Raw genomic sequence first — 14,138 nt, forward strand, 5'->3', positions numbered from 1 at the left:
AAGGGACAATATTAGGAGGTTTATCATGATTTTTATTCCTGATGTATTATTGACGATTTTTTATGCTTGTTTTGGGATTTTCTTAATGTTAACTGCCAATACGGTTATTGATTTTTTTGTACCTGGTAAATTTAGTGAAGAAATCAAACGTGGTAACTGTGCTGTAGCCTGGCTATCCGCAGGTTCCTTTATCGGTATTGGTGAAATATTGCGTGCTGTTATCATGTCTCCTGTAGTTACTACAGCAGATACTTCTTTATTGCACGGTGTAGTAGCAAGTATCATATATGCTATTTTAGGGATTGTATTGTTTGTAACAGGCTATATGTTTATTAATTTATGGCATCGTAAATATAATTTATCTGAAGAGATTATGCGTGGTAATACAGCTGCTGGTATTCTCGTATTTGGTATCTTTGTAGGTCTTGCTCTCGTTGTTAGTGGTGCTGTGCACTAAGGGAGTGTCCTATGTATAAGCCAAGTAAGAAAACTATATACATAACGAGTGCCTTTGCCGCTGTGGCAGGCATCGTTGGTGTGTCTTCATACTGGAATGACATCGCTTATGCCGTATGTGATAAAATCTATCCGGAAGCAAATGATGGGGAAGTTCGATTAAAGGATAATCAAGGAAATCGCTACTCTTTATTAAATCATGGCGATGGTAAAGAAACAGCTTTGTTTGATGATGACCGATCCGTTACCTTTCACCGAGAAAAGGATGGCAGTTTAGTGTGGGATGCTGGTTTAGCCAGTCTTTTGCCAAGTATTGCAGCAGGCTACTATATTTTCCATGGATTTAATCCACCTACAGCTCGTATGGATGGACGAACTATGACATATCGCGTGGCGGCTCCATTAAAACCGTATGAGGAACCTTATGTATATACTGCAACAGGTTCAAATGTGCGTACTTCTTTGGGGCGACGTACTTATCAAGACTATGAGAAGCGAAGAAGTCAAAAGGCCTCTTCTATAGGTCAAAAGTCAGGCTTTGGTAGTGCTGGTTCACGCTCTGGTGGCTCGTGATGGGAGGCGGTACTATGCAATCCTATATTGATGAGTTAGATACGGACATACTGCCTTTTGTGGATTATGAAGGATATGACGATCGGTATCCAACGCTTTCAGTACAATCTTTTCCAGCTGAGTTTTACGATGAAATACGACATGCATCTCGTATGTTATTCCAAATATTTTATAAGGCTACTAAAGTCTTTCAGCAGGCACCTGATGAGTTCGCCCTCAATATGGATATGCCGGAAAATCTGATTCCTTATCTTCACCGAGGGAATCCATTAGGCCTACCTACGTGGCTGTCTCGCTTTGATTTTGTTCTCGATACACAGGGGCGATTGCGCATGGTGGAAATTAATGCGGATACCCCCTGTTTTTTGATTGAAAGTTATTATGCTAATGAGGTAGGGGCCCGTTATTTTGATAAAGAGCATCCAAATGTAGGGGCTAGGGATGAGCTAGAACGTTTTTTGAAACGTGTTTATGAACGGACTTCTCAGGAAAATAGTAAATATAATACGGCAAATAGTGGTGGACCTAATCCATTTGTGTTCGCTTGCTTTCATGATTATTTAGAAGATTTAGGAACTACTAAGTTTTTAATGAATACGATGAAATCCGCATGTCCTGAAGCGGATGTACGATTCTTATCATTTTATGACATGGTCATTGATGATGAAGGGGTTTTACTTCCTGATGGCAGTCATGCATCAAACCTGTATCGTTTGCATCCCATGGAATTGTTAATCGATGAGACGACGGCAACGGGAGAACCATTAGGTGAAATGTTCTTAGATTTATATAATGAGGGACGATTTAATTTATTTAATCCTCCAGAAGCGATTATTTTGCAAAATAAGTCATTTATGTCCTTGGTGTATGCCTTATACTTAACAGATCAATTTTTTACAGGTCCTGAGCGAGATATTATTGAACGTTATTTGACTCCGTCCTATTTTGAAAGTGATTTTCCTAACCTCGATGAGGGTCTTTATATTCAAAAGGAAATCTGGGGTCGTGAGGGACGCAATATACAAGTCGTAGAAAAACATGGGGATCAAGCAAAGGTCTTTATGGAAAAGTTTGTAGATAATTATGATGACATTATTTGTCGTGACAGTAAGAAGGTTATGTACCAAGATTTTATTAAGCAAAGACGTTTTATTCACACCGTAGATAGTGGTACAAAAGAAGGGTGTTTGACGCTGTCTTGTTTTATGCTTGGAGACCAAGCCTCTGCTGTAGGAGCTCGTTTCTCTCCTGAAGAAATTGCTGGTACAGAAGCCTATTTTTTACCTTTGGTTATTGATTAAAAACTATGTAGGTTAATTAATGTACATAAATTATAGGGTGAGGAACATCAAGTTCTAAGGCTAGTATTACTTTTGTTTATCTTTGTTGTTAGGTTATAGGAGATATAAGGCATTGGCTAACTTATATATTGGACTTGTTCATTATCCTATTATGAACAAGCATAAAGAGGTCATTACGACGGCCATTACCAATTATGATATTCACGACATTGCACGCGCATCTATCACCTATGATGTATCTAAATATTTTGTGATTCATAATATACCGGCTCAACGAGAATTAGCAGCTACTATTATGGAGCATTGGAAGTCAGGCTTTGGTAGTACCTATAATCCGGACAGAAAAGATGCTTTCACAGGCGTTGAACTCGTTAATTCTATCGCTGTTGCGGTGCGTACTATCGAGGAACTGGAAGGGACAAAACCTATCGTAGCAACTACCGATGCTAGAACTTATGATAATACAATTTCCTATGCACGGATGCGTGAACATCTTGAAAATGAGACGCGCCCTGTGTTAGTATTATTTGGTACCGGTTATGGTATGACAAAGGAAACGATGGAAAGCTTTGACTATATTTTAGAACCTATATATGGTCACGGTGAATACAATCACTTATCTGTGCGCAGTGCTGTATCGATTATCCTTGATCGATTGCGGGGCGAAGCATGGTGGAATAAATAGGGAGGCGTCTATGTCAGGACATTCTAAATGGGCAAATATTAAACATAAAAAAGGTAAAACAGATGCGTTAAAAGCTAAAATGGCTACGAAAATCGGTCGTGAAATTACCGTTGCAGCGCGTATGGGTGGTGCAGATCCAACAGGTAATATGCGTTTAAAATTGGCTTTACAAAAAGCTCGTGAAAACAATATTCCTAAGGACAATATTCAACGTGCTATCGATAAAGGTATCGGCGCTACGGATATGAATGCATACGAAGAAATCGTATATGAAGGTTATGGTCCTGCAGGTGTTGCTGTTACTGTTGAGGTTATGACGGATAATCGTAACCGTGCGGCAGCAGATGTACGTCATGCGTTTTCTAAACAAGGTGGTAATCTTGGTGAAAGCGGTTGCGTAGGTTGGATGTTCAAATCCAAAGGCGTATTCGTTATCGAAAAAGAAGGTCATGATGAAGATGAAGTAACTATGTTAGCTCTTGAAGCTGGTGCAGAAGACCTTAAATCTGAAGATGATGTATTTGAAATTTATACAACTCCAGAAGATTATGATGCGGTAGAAGCAGCTCTTGCTGATGCGGGCATCGAAACAGTAGTTGCAAAAATTACAATGATCCCTGATACTACAATTGAGTTATCAGGTGATGATGCTGTTAAAATGCAAAAAATGCTCGATGTATTGGATGATCTTGATGATGTACAAAACGTATATCACAATGGTATCTTGCCAGACGACGAAGAATAATAAAAAGGAGCACTCCACACGAGGGGTGCTCCTTTCCTATTGTTAGATGATGTTAGAATTTTTGTAAAAGTTAATAAAACTAATAGACTTCTTATAAAATTTTATGCAGGAATTCATGAATTTCGATGTGGTATTGTGCTATAATGAAATAGATTATGTAATGGAGGTAGGCGATAGCTTATCTCATTTTTAGACTAAGGGGGTTGGGGTGCGAATTATAGGAATTGACCCAGGCACGGCGATATGCGGTTATGGCATTATTGACGTGAAGGGCAGTAAACTAACACCAGTAGCCTATGGGGCTTTTACAACTCCTAAGGAATTAACTGATTCACAGCGGTTGGAAATTTTATTTAATGACCTCAGTGATATTCTAGAGGAATATAAGCCAGATAAGTTCGGTGTAGAAGAATTATTTTTTAACCGAAATGTAACGACGGCTATTAAAGTTGGTCAAGCACGAGGCGTCATTTTATTGGCTGCCGAGCAACAACGGATTCCAATCTATGAATATACGCCTCTGCAAATCAAGCAAGCTGTCACAGGTTACGGCAAGGCTGATAAGAATCAGGTTATTTATATGACGATGAATATTTTGGGGATTCGTGAGAAAATTAAGCCCGATGATACAGCAGATGCATTAGCTGTCGCTATCTGTACGGCCCATAGTTCTCACAACGATAGATTGAAGAGGTTGGTATAATGATAGGGTATGTACGGGGCATCGTAACACATCTCTTTAAAGAGTCTTGCTACGTAGATGTACATGGCGTAGGGTATCGCGTATATGTGCCGACCACTACGCGTCAACAACTGATAGAAGGCCATGAGGCAACGTTATTCACGTATCTCAATGTGCGTGAAGATGCGATGCAACTCTATGGCTTTTGGACGGAAGAGGAATATGAGCTATTTATTCTACTCATTTCTGTTTCCGGTATAGGGCCTAAGGTGGGGTTAGGTATTTTGTCTGGCATGACACCGGAGGCTTTCAAATTAGCAGTAATCAATGGCCAAGTTCAGCAATTAACTAAATTGCCTGGCATTGGTAAGAAGTCTGCAGAACGACTTGTTCTTGAATTAAAGGATAAGTTAGCTAAAATGACACATATCTCTACGGAGTCACCGGCGGTGATTCAGCCAATTGGCGTTACTGCAAGTGGAGCTACAGGAGAGGCTATTGAAGCTCTTGTATCATTAGGATACTCCGAGCGCGATGTGGCCGATATTGTGGAGTCTTTAGATGATGGTAAACGCGATGTATCTGAGTTGATTAAGGTCAGCTTGATTGAGCTTGGGAAAGGACGATAAGGATGAACGAAGAAGTACGCCTTGTCGGAAATGGCGAGCACGAAGAAGATATATGGCAATATAGTCTACGTCCTAAATTCTTTAATGAATACGTAGGTCAAGAAGAAGCCAAAGGAAATCTAAATGTGTATATTCAGGCGGCTAAGCAACGTGGTGAAGCATTGGATCACGTTTTGCTTTATGGTCCACCAGGTCTTGGTAAGACTACATTAGCAGGTATAATTGCGAACGAATTGGGTGTTAACTTTCGCATAACCTCCGGTCCTGCCATTGAAAAGTCTGGTGACTTGGCTGCTATTTTAACGAATTTAGATGATCACGATGTACTATTTATCGATGAAATTCATCGCTTGTCTCGTAGTGTAGAGGAAGTATTGTACTCTGCTATGGAGGACTATGCTATCGATATTATCATCGGTAAGGGGCCAAGTGCTCGAACGGTACGTATTGACTTGCCAAAGTTTACTTTGGTCGGTGCCACTACACGAGCCGGGGCCTTGGCGGCACCGTTGCGGGACCGCTTTGGTATTATTAATCGGTTGGAATATTATAAACAACCGGAATTAGAGTTTATTGTGACTCGGGCCGCAGAAATACTCAATATTGGGATTGAGCCAACTGGGGCTAGCGAAATAGCGCGTCGTTCAAGGGGAACACCGCGTATCGCAAATCGTCTACTTAAGCGGGTACGTGATTTTGCACAAGTTATTGGTGATGGGGTTATCACTCAGGAAATTGCAGATGAAGCGTTACAACGTTTATACATAGACAAAGAAGGACTTGATCGAATCGATCGACGTGTGTTGGAGTGTATTATTGGAAACTATGATGGTGGTCCAGTAGGTATTGATACTATTGCGGCGGCTATCAGCGAAGAGAGAGATACCATCGAAGATGTGTATGAACCATATTTGATGCAATTAGGATTTTTAGGACGCACACCACGTGGGAGGGTAGCTACTAAACTTGCCTATGAGCATTTAGGTATTTCACAGACAGGGAAATGACAATGAAAACGAAACGATTACAATTGATGATAATGGCAACGTTGTTTTTAGGTGTAAATATTGGTGGTGCTTCTGTAGCACAGGGGGCTACATTGCAGAATAAAAATGTAGTAGTCGCGAAAAAGCCTACACCAAAATCAACAGTATCTAGTACAAATGTATCGAAAGTAAATACGACGAAGAAATCTAGTTTTCGTCCTCTTGTAACGAAACCCGTTGCAAAGCCTGTAGCGAAAACGACTTCTAAGTCTACTGCTACACCTACTGTAGCAAAACCTAGTGCTAAGCCGGTGAATGCGGCAAAGCCTAGTACTGCAGCAAAGCCAGCAACGACTGTTAAAACAGTTAGCACTGCTAAATCAACAGCAGTTGCAAAACCTGCAGGTACTGCTCCGAAGCCAGTTGCTAAACCTGTAGCTACGGGCGCTAAACCAATAGCTCAAAAGCCAGCTGCTTCAAAACAAACTACTCCTAAGGTAGTCAAAACAACGGAAGCGGATAGTATTAAAGCTAATACAGCTGTGATTACTCGTAATAAAGTGGGTTCTGTGATGACACCTGCTACGGAGCGCATAGAGCATGTACCAAATGTACGTGTTCTATTAGGAAGCCGTAGTACCGATGCTAAGGTGACATCTACTGCCAATATGGTTGTGTTAAATAGTAATAATGGTCAAGTTAGTACGATAAGTGCGAATCGTGGTACGTCAATTGGTGTTCGAGGTGGTAAGATCGCTGTCAATGGCAAGGCTATTGATACAGTAGTTACATTGAAACCTACTAATAGTGATGCACCATTCTTGTTTGAAGGCAAAGGGTACCGCGGTGGACTTACATTACGTGCTAATAACGGTACAATGATGGTGATTAACTCTGTTCCTCTTGAGGATTATCTCTATGGGGTTGTGCCACAAGAGGTAGTACCATCCTGGCCAGCAGCTGCTTTAGAGGCTCAAGCTGTAGCAGCTCGTACCTATGCTCTTCATACGATGGAACAAAATAAAGGCAAATTGTATGATGTGAGTAATTCCACGGATCACCAAGTATATAGTGGTGTGAGTGGCGAGTACCAAGCGACAACAAATGCAGTAAATAAAACTAAAGGCGTAGTTATGCTGTATAACCAACGTCCTATCAATGCTTTATTCCACTCCGATGGTGGCGGTTATACAGAGGATAGCGTCAATGTTTGGGGGAATGACATTCCATATTTAAAAGGTGTAAAAGACTATAGTGCTGGCACATCTACATCAAACTGGACCGTTACTACATCTCGTCAAGCTCTTGAAAGTAAGCTCAATGCTGCAAGTAAAGGTGTCGGCAAATTGAAGAGTATCCAATTGACTCCTCTTGGCAAGCCTGGTCAACAAACATCTGACAGAGGCGTGTCTGGACGTATTAAGAGTGCTACTTTCATAGGCACCTCTGGAAAGACGACAGTAGATGGCGATTCTTTGCGTAGTATTTTAGGTTTAAAATCTACACTATTTGATTTCTATGTAAATCACAACCCTGCTACAGGCACGGGTAAGGCATATCATAACTTTACGGGCAATAATGATACTGTCTATATTAAAGGCCACGGTTGGGGACATGGTCTAGGTATGTCTCAATGGGGCGCTGCGGAAATGGCTAAGCGCGCTACTCCAGGGGATGCTAATTATTACCAAACTATTTTGCGTCACTACTATAGTGGCATTACATTGAAGAAAATGTACTAATAAGGATTGCGATGAAAGTTACAGATTTTGATTATGAATTGCCAGAGGAACTGATTGCTCAGCACCCTGTAGAGCCTCGTGATACAGCGCGACTCTTAACTTTGGACAAGGTAACGGGTGAAGTTGTTCATAAAGAGCATTTTTACGATTTGCTAGAAGAACTCTACGAAGGCGATGTACTCGTATTTAATAATACGAAGGTTATCCCTGCGAGATTATATGGCCATCGTCAAGGCTCTGGTGGCAAGGTTGAGGTATTACTCCTAACACCGTGTGGTGAAAACCGCTGGGAATGCCTTGTTAAACCTGGTAAAAAATGTCCTGTTGGTCAAGTCATAGAGTTTGACGACCGCTTAAGTGGGACTGTAATAGATAAGACTGAATTTGGAGGCCGTATCATTGAGTTCACTTGCAATGGTGTATTTGATGATGTGATACAAGAAATTGGTGAAATGCCATTACCTCCATATATTCATGAAAAGTTAGAAGATAAAGATCGTTATCAAACGGTATATGCTAAGGAGAAAGGTTCTGCTGCGGCGCCAACTGCAGGTCTACACTTTACACCAGAGCTTTTAGAAAAAATAAAAGCTAAAGGCGTAGAGCTTGAGTTTGTAACCTTGCACGTTGGATTAGGTACCTTTAGGCCTGTATCGGCAGAGACTATTGAGGATCATGAAATGCATAGTGAGTTCTTCGTAGTGTCACAAGATACAGCAGACCGTATTAATGCAGCTAAACAAAAAGGCTCTCGCATTATTGCAGTGGGGACTACATCGGTACGTACTCTTGAATCTGCTACTAATGATGAAGGGATACTGCAAGGGATTAGCGGGACCACACAAATATTTATCTATCCTGGCTACAAATTTAAAATGATTGATGCATTGGTAACGAATTTCCACTTGCCTCAATCTACATTATTAATGTTAATTAGCGCATTGGCTGGTCGAGAACATTGTTTAGCGGCCTATGAAGAGGCTGTAAAAGAGAGGTATCGCTTCTTTAGCTTTGGCGATGCCATGTTTATTCGTTAGGAGGGACCATGGCGAGTATTACTTATGAATTACAAAAAACATGTCCTCATACGGGGGCACGGGCAGGTTTACTGCATACGCCACATGGCACCTTCCAAACACCTATGTTTATGCCTGTAGGTACACAAGCTACAGTTAAAACTATGACGCCAGAGGAATTAAAGGCGATGGGGTCTCAAGTTATTTTGAGTAATACATACCATTTATTCCTTCGTCCTGGTCCTGAATTAGTAGAAGAAGCTGGTGGCTTACATAAATTTATGAACTGGGATCAAGCCATATTGACTGATAGCGGTGGATTCCAAGTTTTCAGTTTAGGTGATATGCGTAAAATCACTGAGGATGGGGTAACTTTTAGATCTCATATTGATGGTTCTAAACAGTTTCTATCTCCAGAGGTGGCTACAAAGGTACAAGAACAATTAGGTTCTGATATTGCGATGGCCTTTGATGAATGTATTCCATATCCTGCAGATCACGATTATGCGAAGCGCTCTACAGCTCGTACGACCCGCTGGGCTCATCGTTGCCAAGAGGCTCGTAAAGCTCATGACCGTCAAGGTATGTTTGGCATTGTTCAAGGTGGCATGTACAAAGACTTGCGCAAACAAAGTGCGGAAGAACTTGTAGCTATGGACTTTGAAGGTTACAGTATCGGCGGCTTATCCGTTGGGGAACCTCATGATTTAATGAACGAGATTTTGGAATATACTACACCATTGTTGCCAACTAACAAGGCTCGTTACTTGATGGGCGTTGGTACAGCGGATTGTCTTGTTGAAGGCGTGGCACGTGGTATTGATATGTTTGACTGCGTATATCCAACACGGGTTGCTCGAAATGGTATGGCCATGACTTGGAAGGGGCGCCTTAATATTCGAAATGCGCAGTTTGCTCATGATTGGGGTCCTTTAGAAGAAGGATGTCAGTGCTATACATGTAAAAATTATTCCCGCGCTTATATTCGTCATTTGTATAAGGCGGAAGAAATTTTGGCATTGCGTCTCGTAACATACCATAATCTCTACTTCTTGCTTGAGTTTATGCGTCAAATGCGACAAGCTATTTTGGAAGACCGATTCCCGCAATTTAGAATGCAGTTTTGGGATAGCTTTAAAAAATAGTAATTAAGTCTAGTCAAATCTATATTAGGTGGCTATACTAGAAAAGAAATACATATTTATTAAACTAGGAGGATAAAATGGAAGATATTTTACAAGTGTTGCAAACTAGCTGGCCTATTTTGTTAATGGTAGTAATTTTTTACTTCTTGTTGTGGCGTCCACAAAAGAAACAACAAAAAGAACGTGCTAATTTGTTAGGCAGCTTGAAAAAAGGCCAAAAAATCGTTACTATTGGCGGTATTTATGGCGAGATCGTAGAACTTGATGATGAAAAAGTAAAAGTTCAAGTATCTGAAAAAGTGGAGTTAACATTTGCGCGTTCTGCAATTGCTAACGTACTTTCCAAGAAAAACAAGGAAGAAAAATAATGAATACAAAGGAAGCAGTGCGCCGGGCGTGCAAGTCCCAGCGCGCTGCTTTATCCGTTGCTGATTGTAATACATGGACATTAATGTTGACGGAGCAAATCGTCAATACTCCTGAATATAAATCAGCCAATAGCATTATGGCCTATTTGGCGATGCCCAAGGAGGCCAATTTAGACGATGTGATTCGTCATGCTTTAGAACATGGTAAATCCGTATATGTTCCAGTTTGTACAGATAAGACGACAATGATTGCAGTTCGTCTCAAGTCTCTAGAATCTATCACTCGGGGTGTGTTAAATATACGCATTCCCTCTGAGCCATACGAGGTTATTAATCCACATGACTTGGATTTGATTTTAGTGCCTGGTGCTGGCTTTGACCGTCAAGGTGGTCGCATGGGGATGGGGAATGGGTATTATGATCGATTTCTCAAGGAACTTTCACCAAGTACATTTATGGGCATATGTTGGTCAGTACAATTGTGGGATACACCAATTCCTATGGATGCATTGGACCAACGGATGAGCAAAATTGTGACAGAGCAGGGCGTTATACATTGTGTATAGTAGAAGGGAGCAACTATTTTGAACGGTAAAGCTATTATCAAGTTTTTAGTAGTCGTTGCTGTCATCATTGGTACTTTTGCGTATTGTATTGAACCTTTAGCGGGTTCTTTGAAACAAGGCCTTGATTTGCAAGGTGGTACGCATATCGTATTGGAAGCAGAAGATTCTGCAACTGGTAAAGCTGACAATGATGCAGTTGAACGGGCGAAGCAAATCTTAGAGCGTCGTATTAATGAAATGGGTTTATCTGAACCATTAGTACAACGTGAAGGTGCTCGTCGTATTATCATCGAATTGCCAGGCGTAAAAGATCCTGACGAAGCGATTAAACGTATCGGTAAAACAGCGGTGTTGGAATTTAAAAATGACCAAGGCCAAACTGTTATGACTGGTGATGATTTAAAAGATGCGAAAGAAGAATTAGGTCAAAACAAACAACCACTTGTTGCCATTGAGTTAAGTGATGAAGGGGCTAAAAAGTTTGCTGACTTGACTTCTAAAAATATCGGCCGTCGCATTGCGATTACATTAGACGGTCAAGAATTGACTAATCCTGTAGTACAACAAGCGATTACAGGTGGTAGAGCAACTATCTCTGGTAGCCAAAGCTTAGAAGAAGCTAAAGATTTAGCTATCTTATTACGTTCCGGTGCATTGCCTGTTAAAATTAATGTATTAGAGGTGCGTACAGTAGGTCCTTCTCTGGGGCAAGACTCCAAAGACAAATCCATAGTAGCTTTCAGCGCGGGTATTGCGATGATCATGATTTTCTTGGTTATTTTATATCGCCTATCCGGTATCGTAGCTAATATTGCATTGCTTGTATATGTAATGCTTTTACTCCTAGTATTAGGTAAAGGTTTTACTGCTACGATGACATTACCTGGTATCGCAGGTATTATCTTGTCCATGGGTGTGGCGGTAGATGCGAACATCCTTATCTTTGAACGTTTCAAAGAAGAGGTCTTCTCTGGTAAATCTATGCGTGTATCTATGGAGGCTGGTTTCAGCCGTGCGTTGGCAACTATTACAGATGCGAACGTATCTGTTATCATCACAGCTGGTATCTTAACTATTTTAGGTTCTGGCCCTGTAAAAGGCTTTGCTATCAGCTTAGGTGTGGGCGTAGTAGTAAGTATGTTTACAGCAATTATCGTAAGCCGTTTCTTATTACGCATGTTAATTGAATGTAATTTTACAAACCATCCATTCTGGTTTGGTGCGAATATTTCTCCAAGCACAAGTGCTGACGAATTTGCACCAAAAGTATTGAAAGGAGGTAAACGCAAATGACATTAAACGTAGTTAAACATCATCGTTGGTGGTTTGCTATATCCTCCATCCTTGTAATCATTAGCTTAATATCGATATTCATGAAAGGCTTTAACTTTGGTATCGACTACACAGGTGGTACGATTGTTGAAGTAGTATTTGAACAACCTGTAGAGGTTAGCCAAGTTCGTGATGTTTTGAAAGAATACAATCTTGAAAACGCACAAATTCAACTTTCTGGTGATACTACAGGCGATACATCTGGTAAGGATGTAATGATCCGTACTCGTAACCTTGAATCTAGTGAAAGCGCTGCCGTTGTTGAGTCTTTGACTAAAAATATTGGTCAAAATACTGTTAAGCGTATTGAAACAGTAGGTGCTGTTATCGGTTCTGAAGTAACAGAACATGCGTTAACCAACCTTCTCATTGCATTCTTGGCGTTAGCGATTTATATTTCTTATCGATTTGAATATAAAGTAGCTATCTCTGCGTTGATTGCGATTTTCCATGACTTGATTATGGTACTTGGTGTATTCTCTTATTTCCAATTGGAAATTGATGCATCCTTCTTGGCAGCTGTACTTACAGTTGTAGGTTATTCCATGAATGAGTCTGTAGTTATCTTTGACCGCGTTCGTGAAAATACACATACGCATAAACGTTCTGATACATTTGCAGACCTTGCAAACGCCTCTGTTACACAAAGTATTCATCGTAGTTTCTATACATTGGCAACTGTTATGTTCGCCTGTGTATCTCTTTATGTATTTGGTGGGGATACAACGAAGAACTTTGCGCTTTGTATGATCATCGGCTTTGCTAGTGGTGCGTACTCCTCTATCTGCGTAGCGACATCCTTATGGGCTATCTGGAAGAGCCGTAACAAAAACGACGTACGTAATCAACAATAATATATGAACTGCTTTTACTATAATAGTGGTGAAAGTATTGAACCTCTCTAGCATACAGTTTAGAGAGGTTCTTTTTATTTAGTTTTAGTAGTAATTAGTGAAAGTTAGTTAAAAATAAAATGAACTAAAGTAATTGAAAAAAGATGTTATACAATTTAAAACCTGAATTAATAAGGAATTAAGGCGTGCTTATGATGAGGTGTGGTGAATTTAAAATGAAATTGTAAAAACAAGGTTTTTATATATTGACGATTATTTTATTTGTGCTATACTTATACAAGTCGTTAGGACACAGCACAAACGATGAGCAAAAAAAACTTCTGAAAAAAGTTTTAAAAAGTGCTTGACGTAATGAGCTGAATTTGATATAATAATCAAGTCGCCAGTTGATGAAACACTTCGTAAGAAGATAGTGGAAACTGGTACAGATCTTTGAAAACTGAACAATGATAGGTAATCAATCAATACGATTGAACATATGCCAGAGTGCGGGTTTTGACAAAGTCAAAACCAACCATAATTCAAAGTTACTTAAATGTAACGACAACAAAAACAAATGAGCTATTCAAATAGCTTCAAGATATCTTGGAGAGTTTGATCCTGGCTCAGGACGAACGCTGGCGGCGTGCTTAACACATGCAAGTCGAACGAAGAGCGATGGAAGCTTGCTTCTATCAATCTTAGTGGCGAACGGGTGAGTAACGCGTAATCAACCTGCCCTTCAGAGGGGGACAACAGTTGGAAACGACTGCTAATACCGCATACGATCCAACCTCGGCATCGAGGATGGATGAAAGGTGGCCTCTATTTATAAGCTATCACTGAAGGAGGGGATTGCGTCTGATTAGCTAGTTGGAGGGGTAACGGCCCACCAAGGCAATGATCAGTAGCCGGTCTGAGAGGATGAACGGCCACATTGGGACTGAGACACGGCCCAGACTCCTACGGGAGGCAGCAGTGGGGAATCTTCCGCAATGGACGAAAGTCTGACGGAGCAACGCCGCGTGAGTGATGACGGCCTTCGGGTTGTAAAGCTCTGTTAATCGGGACGAAAGGTC

The 14,138-nt window shown here is 40.7% G+C and carries 15 protein-coding genes and 1 rRNA gene; all 16 read left to right on the top strand.

Features of this window, described 5'->3' with window-relative positions; genetic code table 11:
• Nucleotides 1-25: 25 nt before the first annotated feature.
• Nucleotides 26-457 carry a DUF350 domain-containing protein gene (locus tag VRHSUH09_RS02895; RefSeq protein WP_054748465.1) on the top strand — a complete coding sequence of 144 codons (432 nt, stop codon included), beginning with the start codon at nucleotides 26-28 and terminating at the stop codon, nucleotides 455-457.
• Between the two features lie 11 nt (nucleotides 458-468).
• Nucleotides 469-1,029, top strand: coding sequence for a hypothetical protein (locus tag VRHSUH09_RS02900; protein ID WP_009352621.1), 561 nt, complete (start codon nucleotides 469-471; stop codon nucleotides 1,027-1,029).
• Nucleotides 1,030-1,043: 14 nt separating this feature from the next.
• Nucleotides 1,044-2,330 carry a glutathionylspermidine synthase family protein gene (locus VRHSUH09_RS02905; protein ID WP_105081332.1) on the top strand — a complete coding sequence of 429 codons (1,287 nt, stop codon included), beginning with the start codon at nucleotides 1,044-1,046 and terminating at the stop codon, nucleotides 2,328-2,330.
• Nucleotides 2,331-2,442: 112 nt separating this feature from the next.
• Complete coding sequence (locus VRHSUH09_RS02910; protein ID WP_054748467.1) at nucleotides 2,443-3,015, top strand: RNA methyltransferase; 573 nt, start codon at nucleotides 2,443-2,445, stop codon at nucleotides 3,013-3,015.
• A gap of 10 nt (nucleotides 3,016-3,025) precedes the next feature.
• Nucleotides 3,026-3,760 carry a YebC/PmpR family DNA-binding transcriptional regulator gene (locus VRHSUH09_RS02915; protein WP_054748469.1) on the top strand — a complete coding sequence of 245 codons (735 nt, stop codon included), beginning with the start codon at nucleotides 3,026-3,028 and terminating at the stop codon, nucleotides 3,758-3,760.
• Nucleotides 3,761-3,968: 208 nt separating this feature from the next.
• A complete protein-coding gene (gene ruvC / locus VRHSUH09_RS02920) occupies nucleotides 3,969-4,463 on the top strand; it encodes a crossover junction endodeoxyribonuclease RuvC (RefSeq protein WP_054748471.1) in 495 nt (164 codons plus the stop codon).
• Nucleotides 4,463-5,071, top strand: a complete 609-nt coding sequence (ruvA, locus tag VRHSUH09_RS02925; protein WP_105081325.1) for a Holliday junction branch migration protein RuvA — start codon at nucleotides 4,463-4,465, stop codon at nucleotides 5,069-5,071. Before ruvC ends, ruvA begins: the two co-directional genes overlap by 1 nt.
• Before the next feature lie 2 nt (nucleotides 5,072-5,073).
• Nucleotides 5,074-6,078: a Holliday junction branch migration DNA helicase RuvB gene (gene ruvB / locus VRHSUH09_RS02930; RefSeq protein WP_105081326.1), complete on the top strand. Its 1,005-nt coding sequence runs from the start codon at nucleotides 5,074-5,076 to the stop codon at nucleotides 6,076-6,078.
• A 2-nt stretch (nucleotides 6,079-6,080) separates the two neighbouring features.
• On the top strand, nucleotides 6,081-7,799 hold the full coding sequence (locus VRHSUH09_RS10595) for a SpoIID/LytB domain-containing protein (RefSeq protein ID WP_105081327.1): 1,719 nt from the start codon (nucleotides 6,081-6,083) through the stop codon (nucleotides 7,797-7,799).
• Between the two features lie 11 nt (nucleotides 7,800-7,810).
• Nucleotides 7,811-8,836: a tRNA preQ1(34) S-adenosylmethionine ribosyltransferase-isomerase QueA gene (gene queA / locus VRHSUH09_RS02940; protein WP_054748472.1), complete on the top strand. Its 1,026-nt coding sequence runs from the start codon at nucleotides 7,811-7,813 to the stop codon at nucleotides 8,834-8,836.
• Nucleotides 8,837-8,844: 8 nt separating this feature from the next.
• Nucleotides 8,845-9,960, top strand: a complete 1,116-nt coding sequence (gene tgt / locus VRHSUH09_RS02945; RefSeq protein ID WP_105081328.1) for a tRNA guanosine(34) transglycosylase Tgt — start codon at nucleotides 8,845-8,847, stop codon at nucleotides 9,958-9,960.
• A 77-nt stretch (nucleotides 9,961-10,037) separates the two neighbouring features.
• Nucleotides 10,038-10,328: a preprotein translocase subunit YajC gene (gene yajC / locus VRHSUH09_RS02950; protein ID WP_005387358.1), complete on the top strand. Its 291-nt coding sequence runs from the start codon at nucleotides 10,038-10,040 to the stop codon at nucleotides 10,326-10,328.
• Nucleotides 10,328-10,894, top strand: coding sequence for a 5-formyltetrahydrofolate cyclo-ligase (locus VRHSUH09_RS02955; RefSeq protein WP_105081329.1), 567 nt, complete (start codon nucleotides 10,328-10,330; stop codon nucleotides 10,892-10,894). Before yajC ends, VRHSUH09_RS02955 begins: the two co-directional genes overlap by 1 nt.
• An 18-nt stretch (nucleotides 10,895-10,912) precedes the next feature.
• Nucleotides 10,913-12,187 carry a protein translocase subunit SecD gene (gene secD / locus VRHSUH09_RS02960; protein ID WP_105081330.1) on the top strand — a complete coding sequence of 425 codons (1,275 nt, stop codon included), beginning with the start codon at nucleotides 10,913-10,915 and terminating at the stop codon, nucleotides 12,185-12,187.
• The gene (secF, locus tag VRHSUH09_RS02965; RefSeq protein ID WP_105081331.1) at nucleotides 12,184-13,080 is read left to right on the top strand and encodes a protein translocase subunit SecF; all 897 of its coding nucleotides are present in this window, start codon (nucleotides 12,184-12,186) and stop codon (nucleotides 13,078-13,080) included. The genes secD and secF overlap by 4 nt, the downstream gene beginning before the upstream one ends.
• A gap of 582 nt (nucleotides 13,081-13,662) precedes the next feature.
• A 16S ribosomal RNA gene (locus VRHSUH09_RS02970) occupies nucleotides 13,663-14,138 on the top strand; the annotation flags it as partial.

It is taken from the genome of Veillonella rogosae JCM 15642, assembly GCF_002959775.1.
GTDB lineage: Bacteria > Bacillota > Negativicutes > Veillonellales > Veillonellaceae > Veillonella > Veillonella rogosae.

Coding starts and splice junctions, on each gene's coding strand:
- VRHSUH09_RS02895 (WP_054748465.1), top strand. CDS start 26: ATGATTTTTATTCCTGATGTATTATTGACGATTTTTTATGCTTGTTTT.
- VRHSUH09_RS02905 (WP_105081332.1), top strand. CDS start 1,044: ATGCAATCCTATATTGATGAGTTAGATACGGACATACTGCCTTTTGTG.
- tgt (WP_105081328.1), top strand. CDS start 8,845: ATGGCGAGTATTACTTATGAATTACAAAAAACATGTCCTCATACGGGG.
- VRHSUH09_RS02915 (WP_054748469.1), top strand. CDS start 3,026: ATGTCAGGACATTCTAAATGGGCAAATATTAAACATAAAAAAGGTAAA.
- VRHSUH09_RS10595 (WP_105081327.1), top strand. CDS start 6,081: ATGAAAACGAAACGATTACAATTGATGATAATGGCAACGTTGTTTTTA.
- secF (WP_105081331.1), top strand. CDS start 12,184: ATGACATTAAACGTAGTTAAACATCATCGTTGGTGGTTTGCTATATCC.
- queA (WP_054748472.1), top strand. CDS start 7,811: ATGAAAGTTACAGATTTTGATTATGAATTGCCAGAGGAACTGATTGCT.
- yajC (WP_005387358.1), top strand. CDS start 10,038: ATGGAAGATATTTTACAAGTGTTGCAAACTAGCTGGCCTATTTTGTTA.
- VRHSUH09_RS02900 (WP_009352621.1), top strand. CDS start 469: ATGTATAAGCCAAGTAAGAAAACTATATACATAACGAGTGCCTTTGCC.
- VRHSUH09_RS02955 (WP_105081329.1), top strand. CDS start 10,328: ATGAATACAAAGGAAGCAGTGCGCCGGGCGTGCAAGTCCCAGCGCGCT.
- ruvA (WP_105081325.1), top strand. CDS start 4,463: ATGATAGGGTATGTACGGGGCATCGTAACACATCTCTTTAAAGAGTCT.
- ruvB (WP_105081326.1), top strand. CDS start 5,074: ATGAACGAAGAAGTACGCCTTGTCGGAAATGGCGAGCACGAAGAAGAT.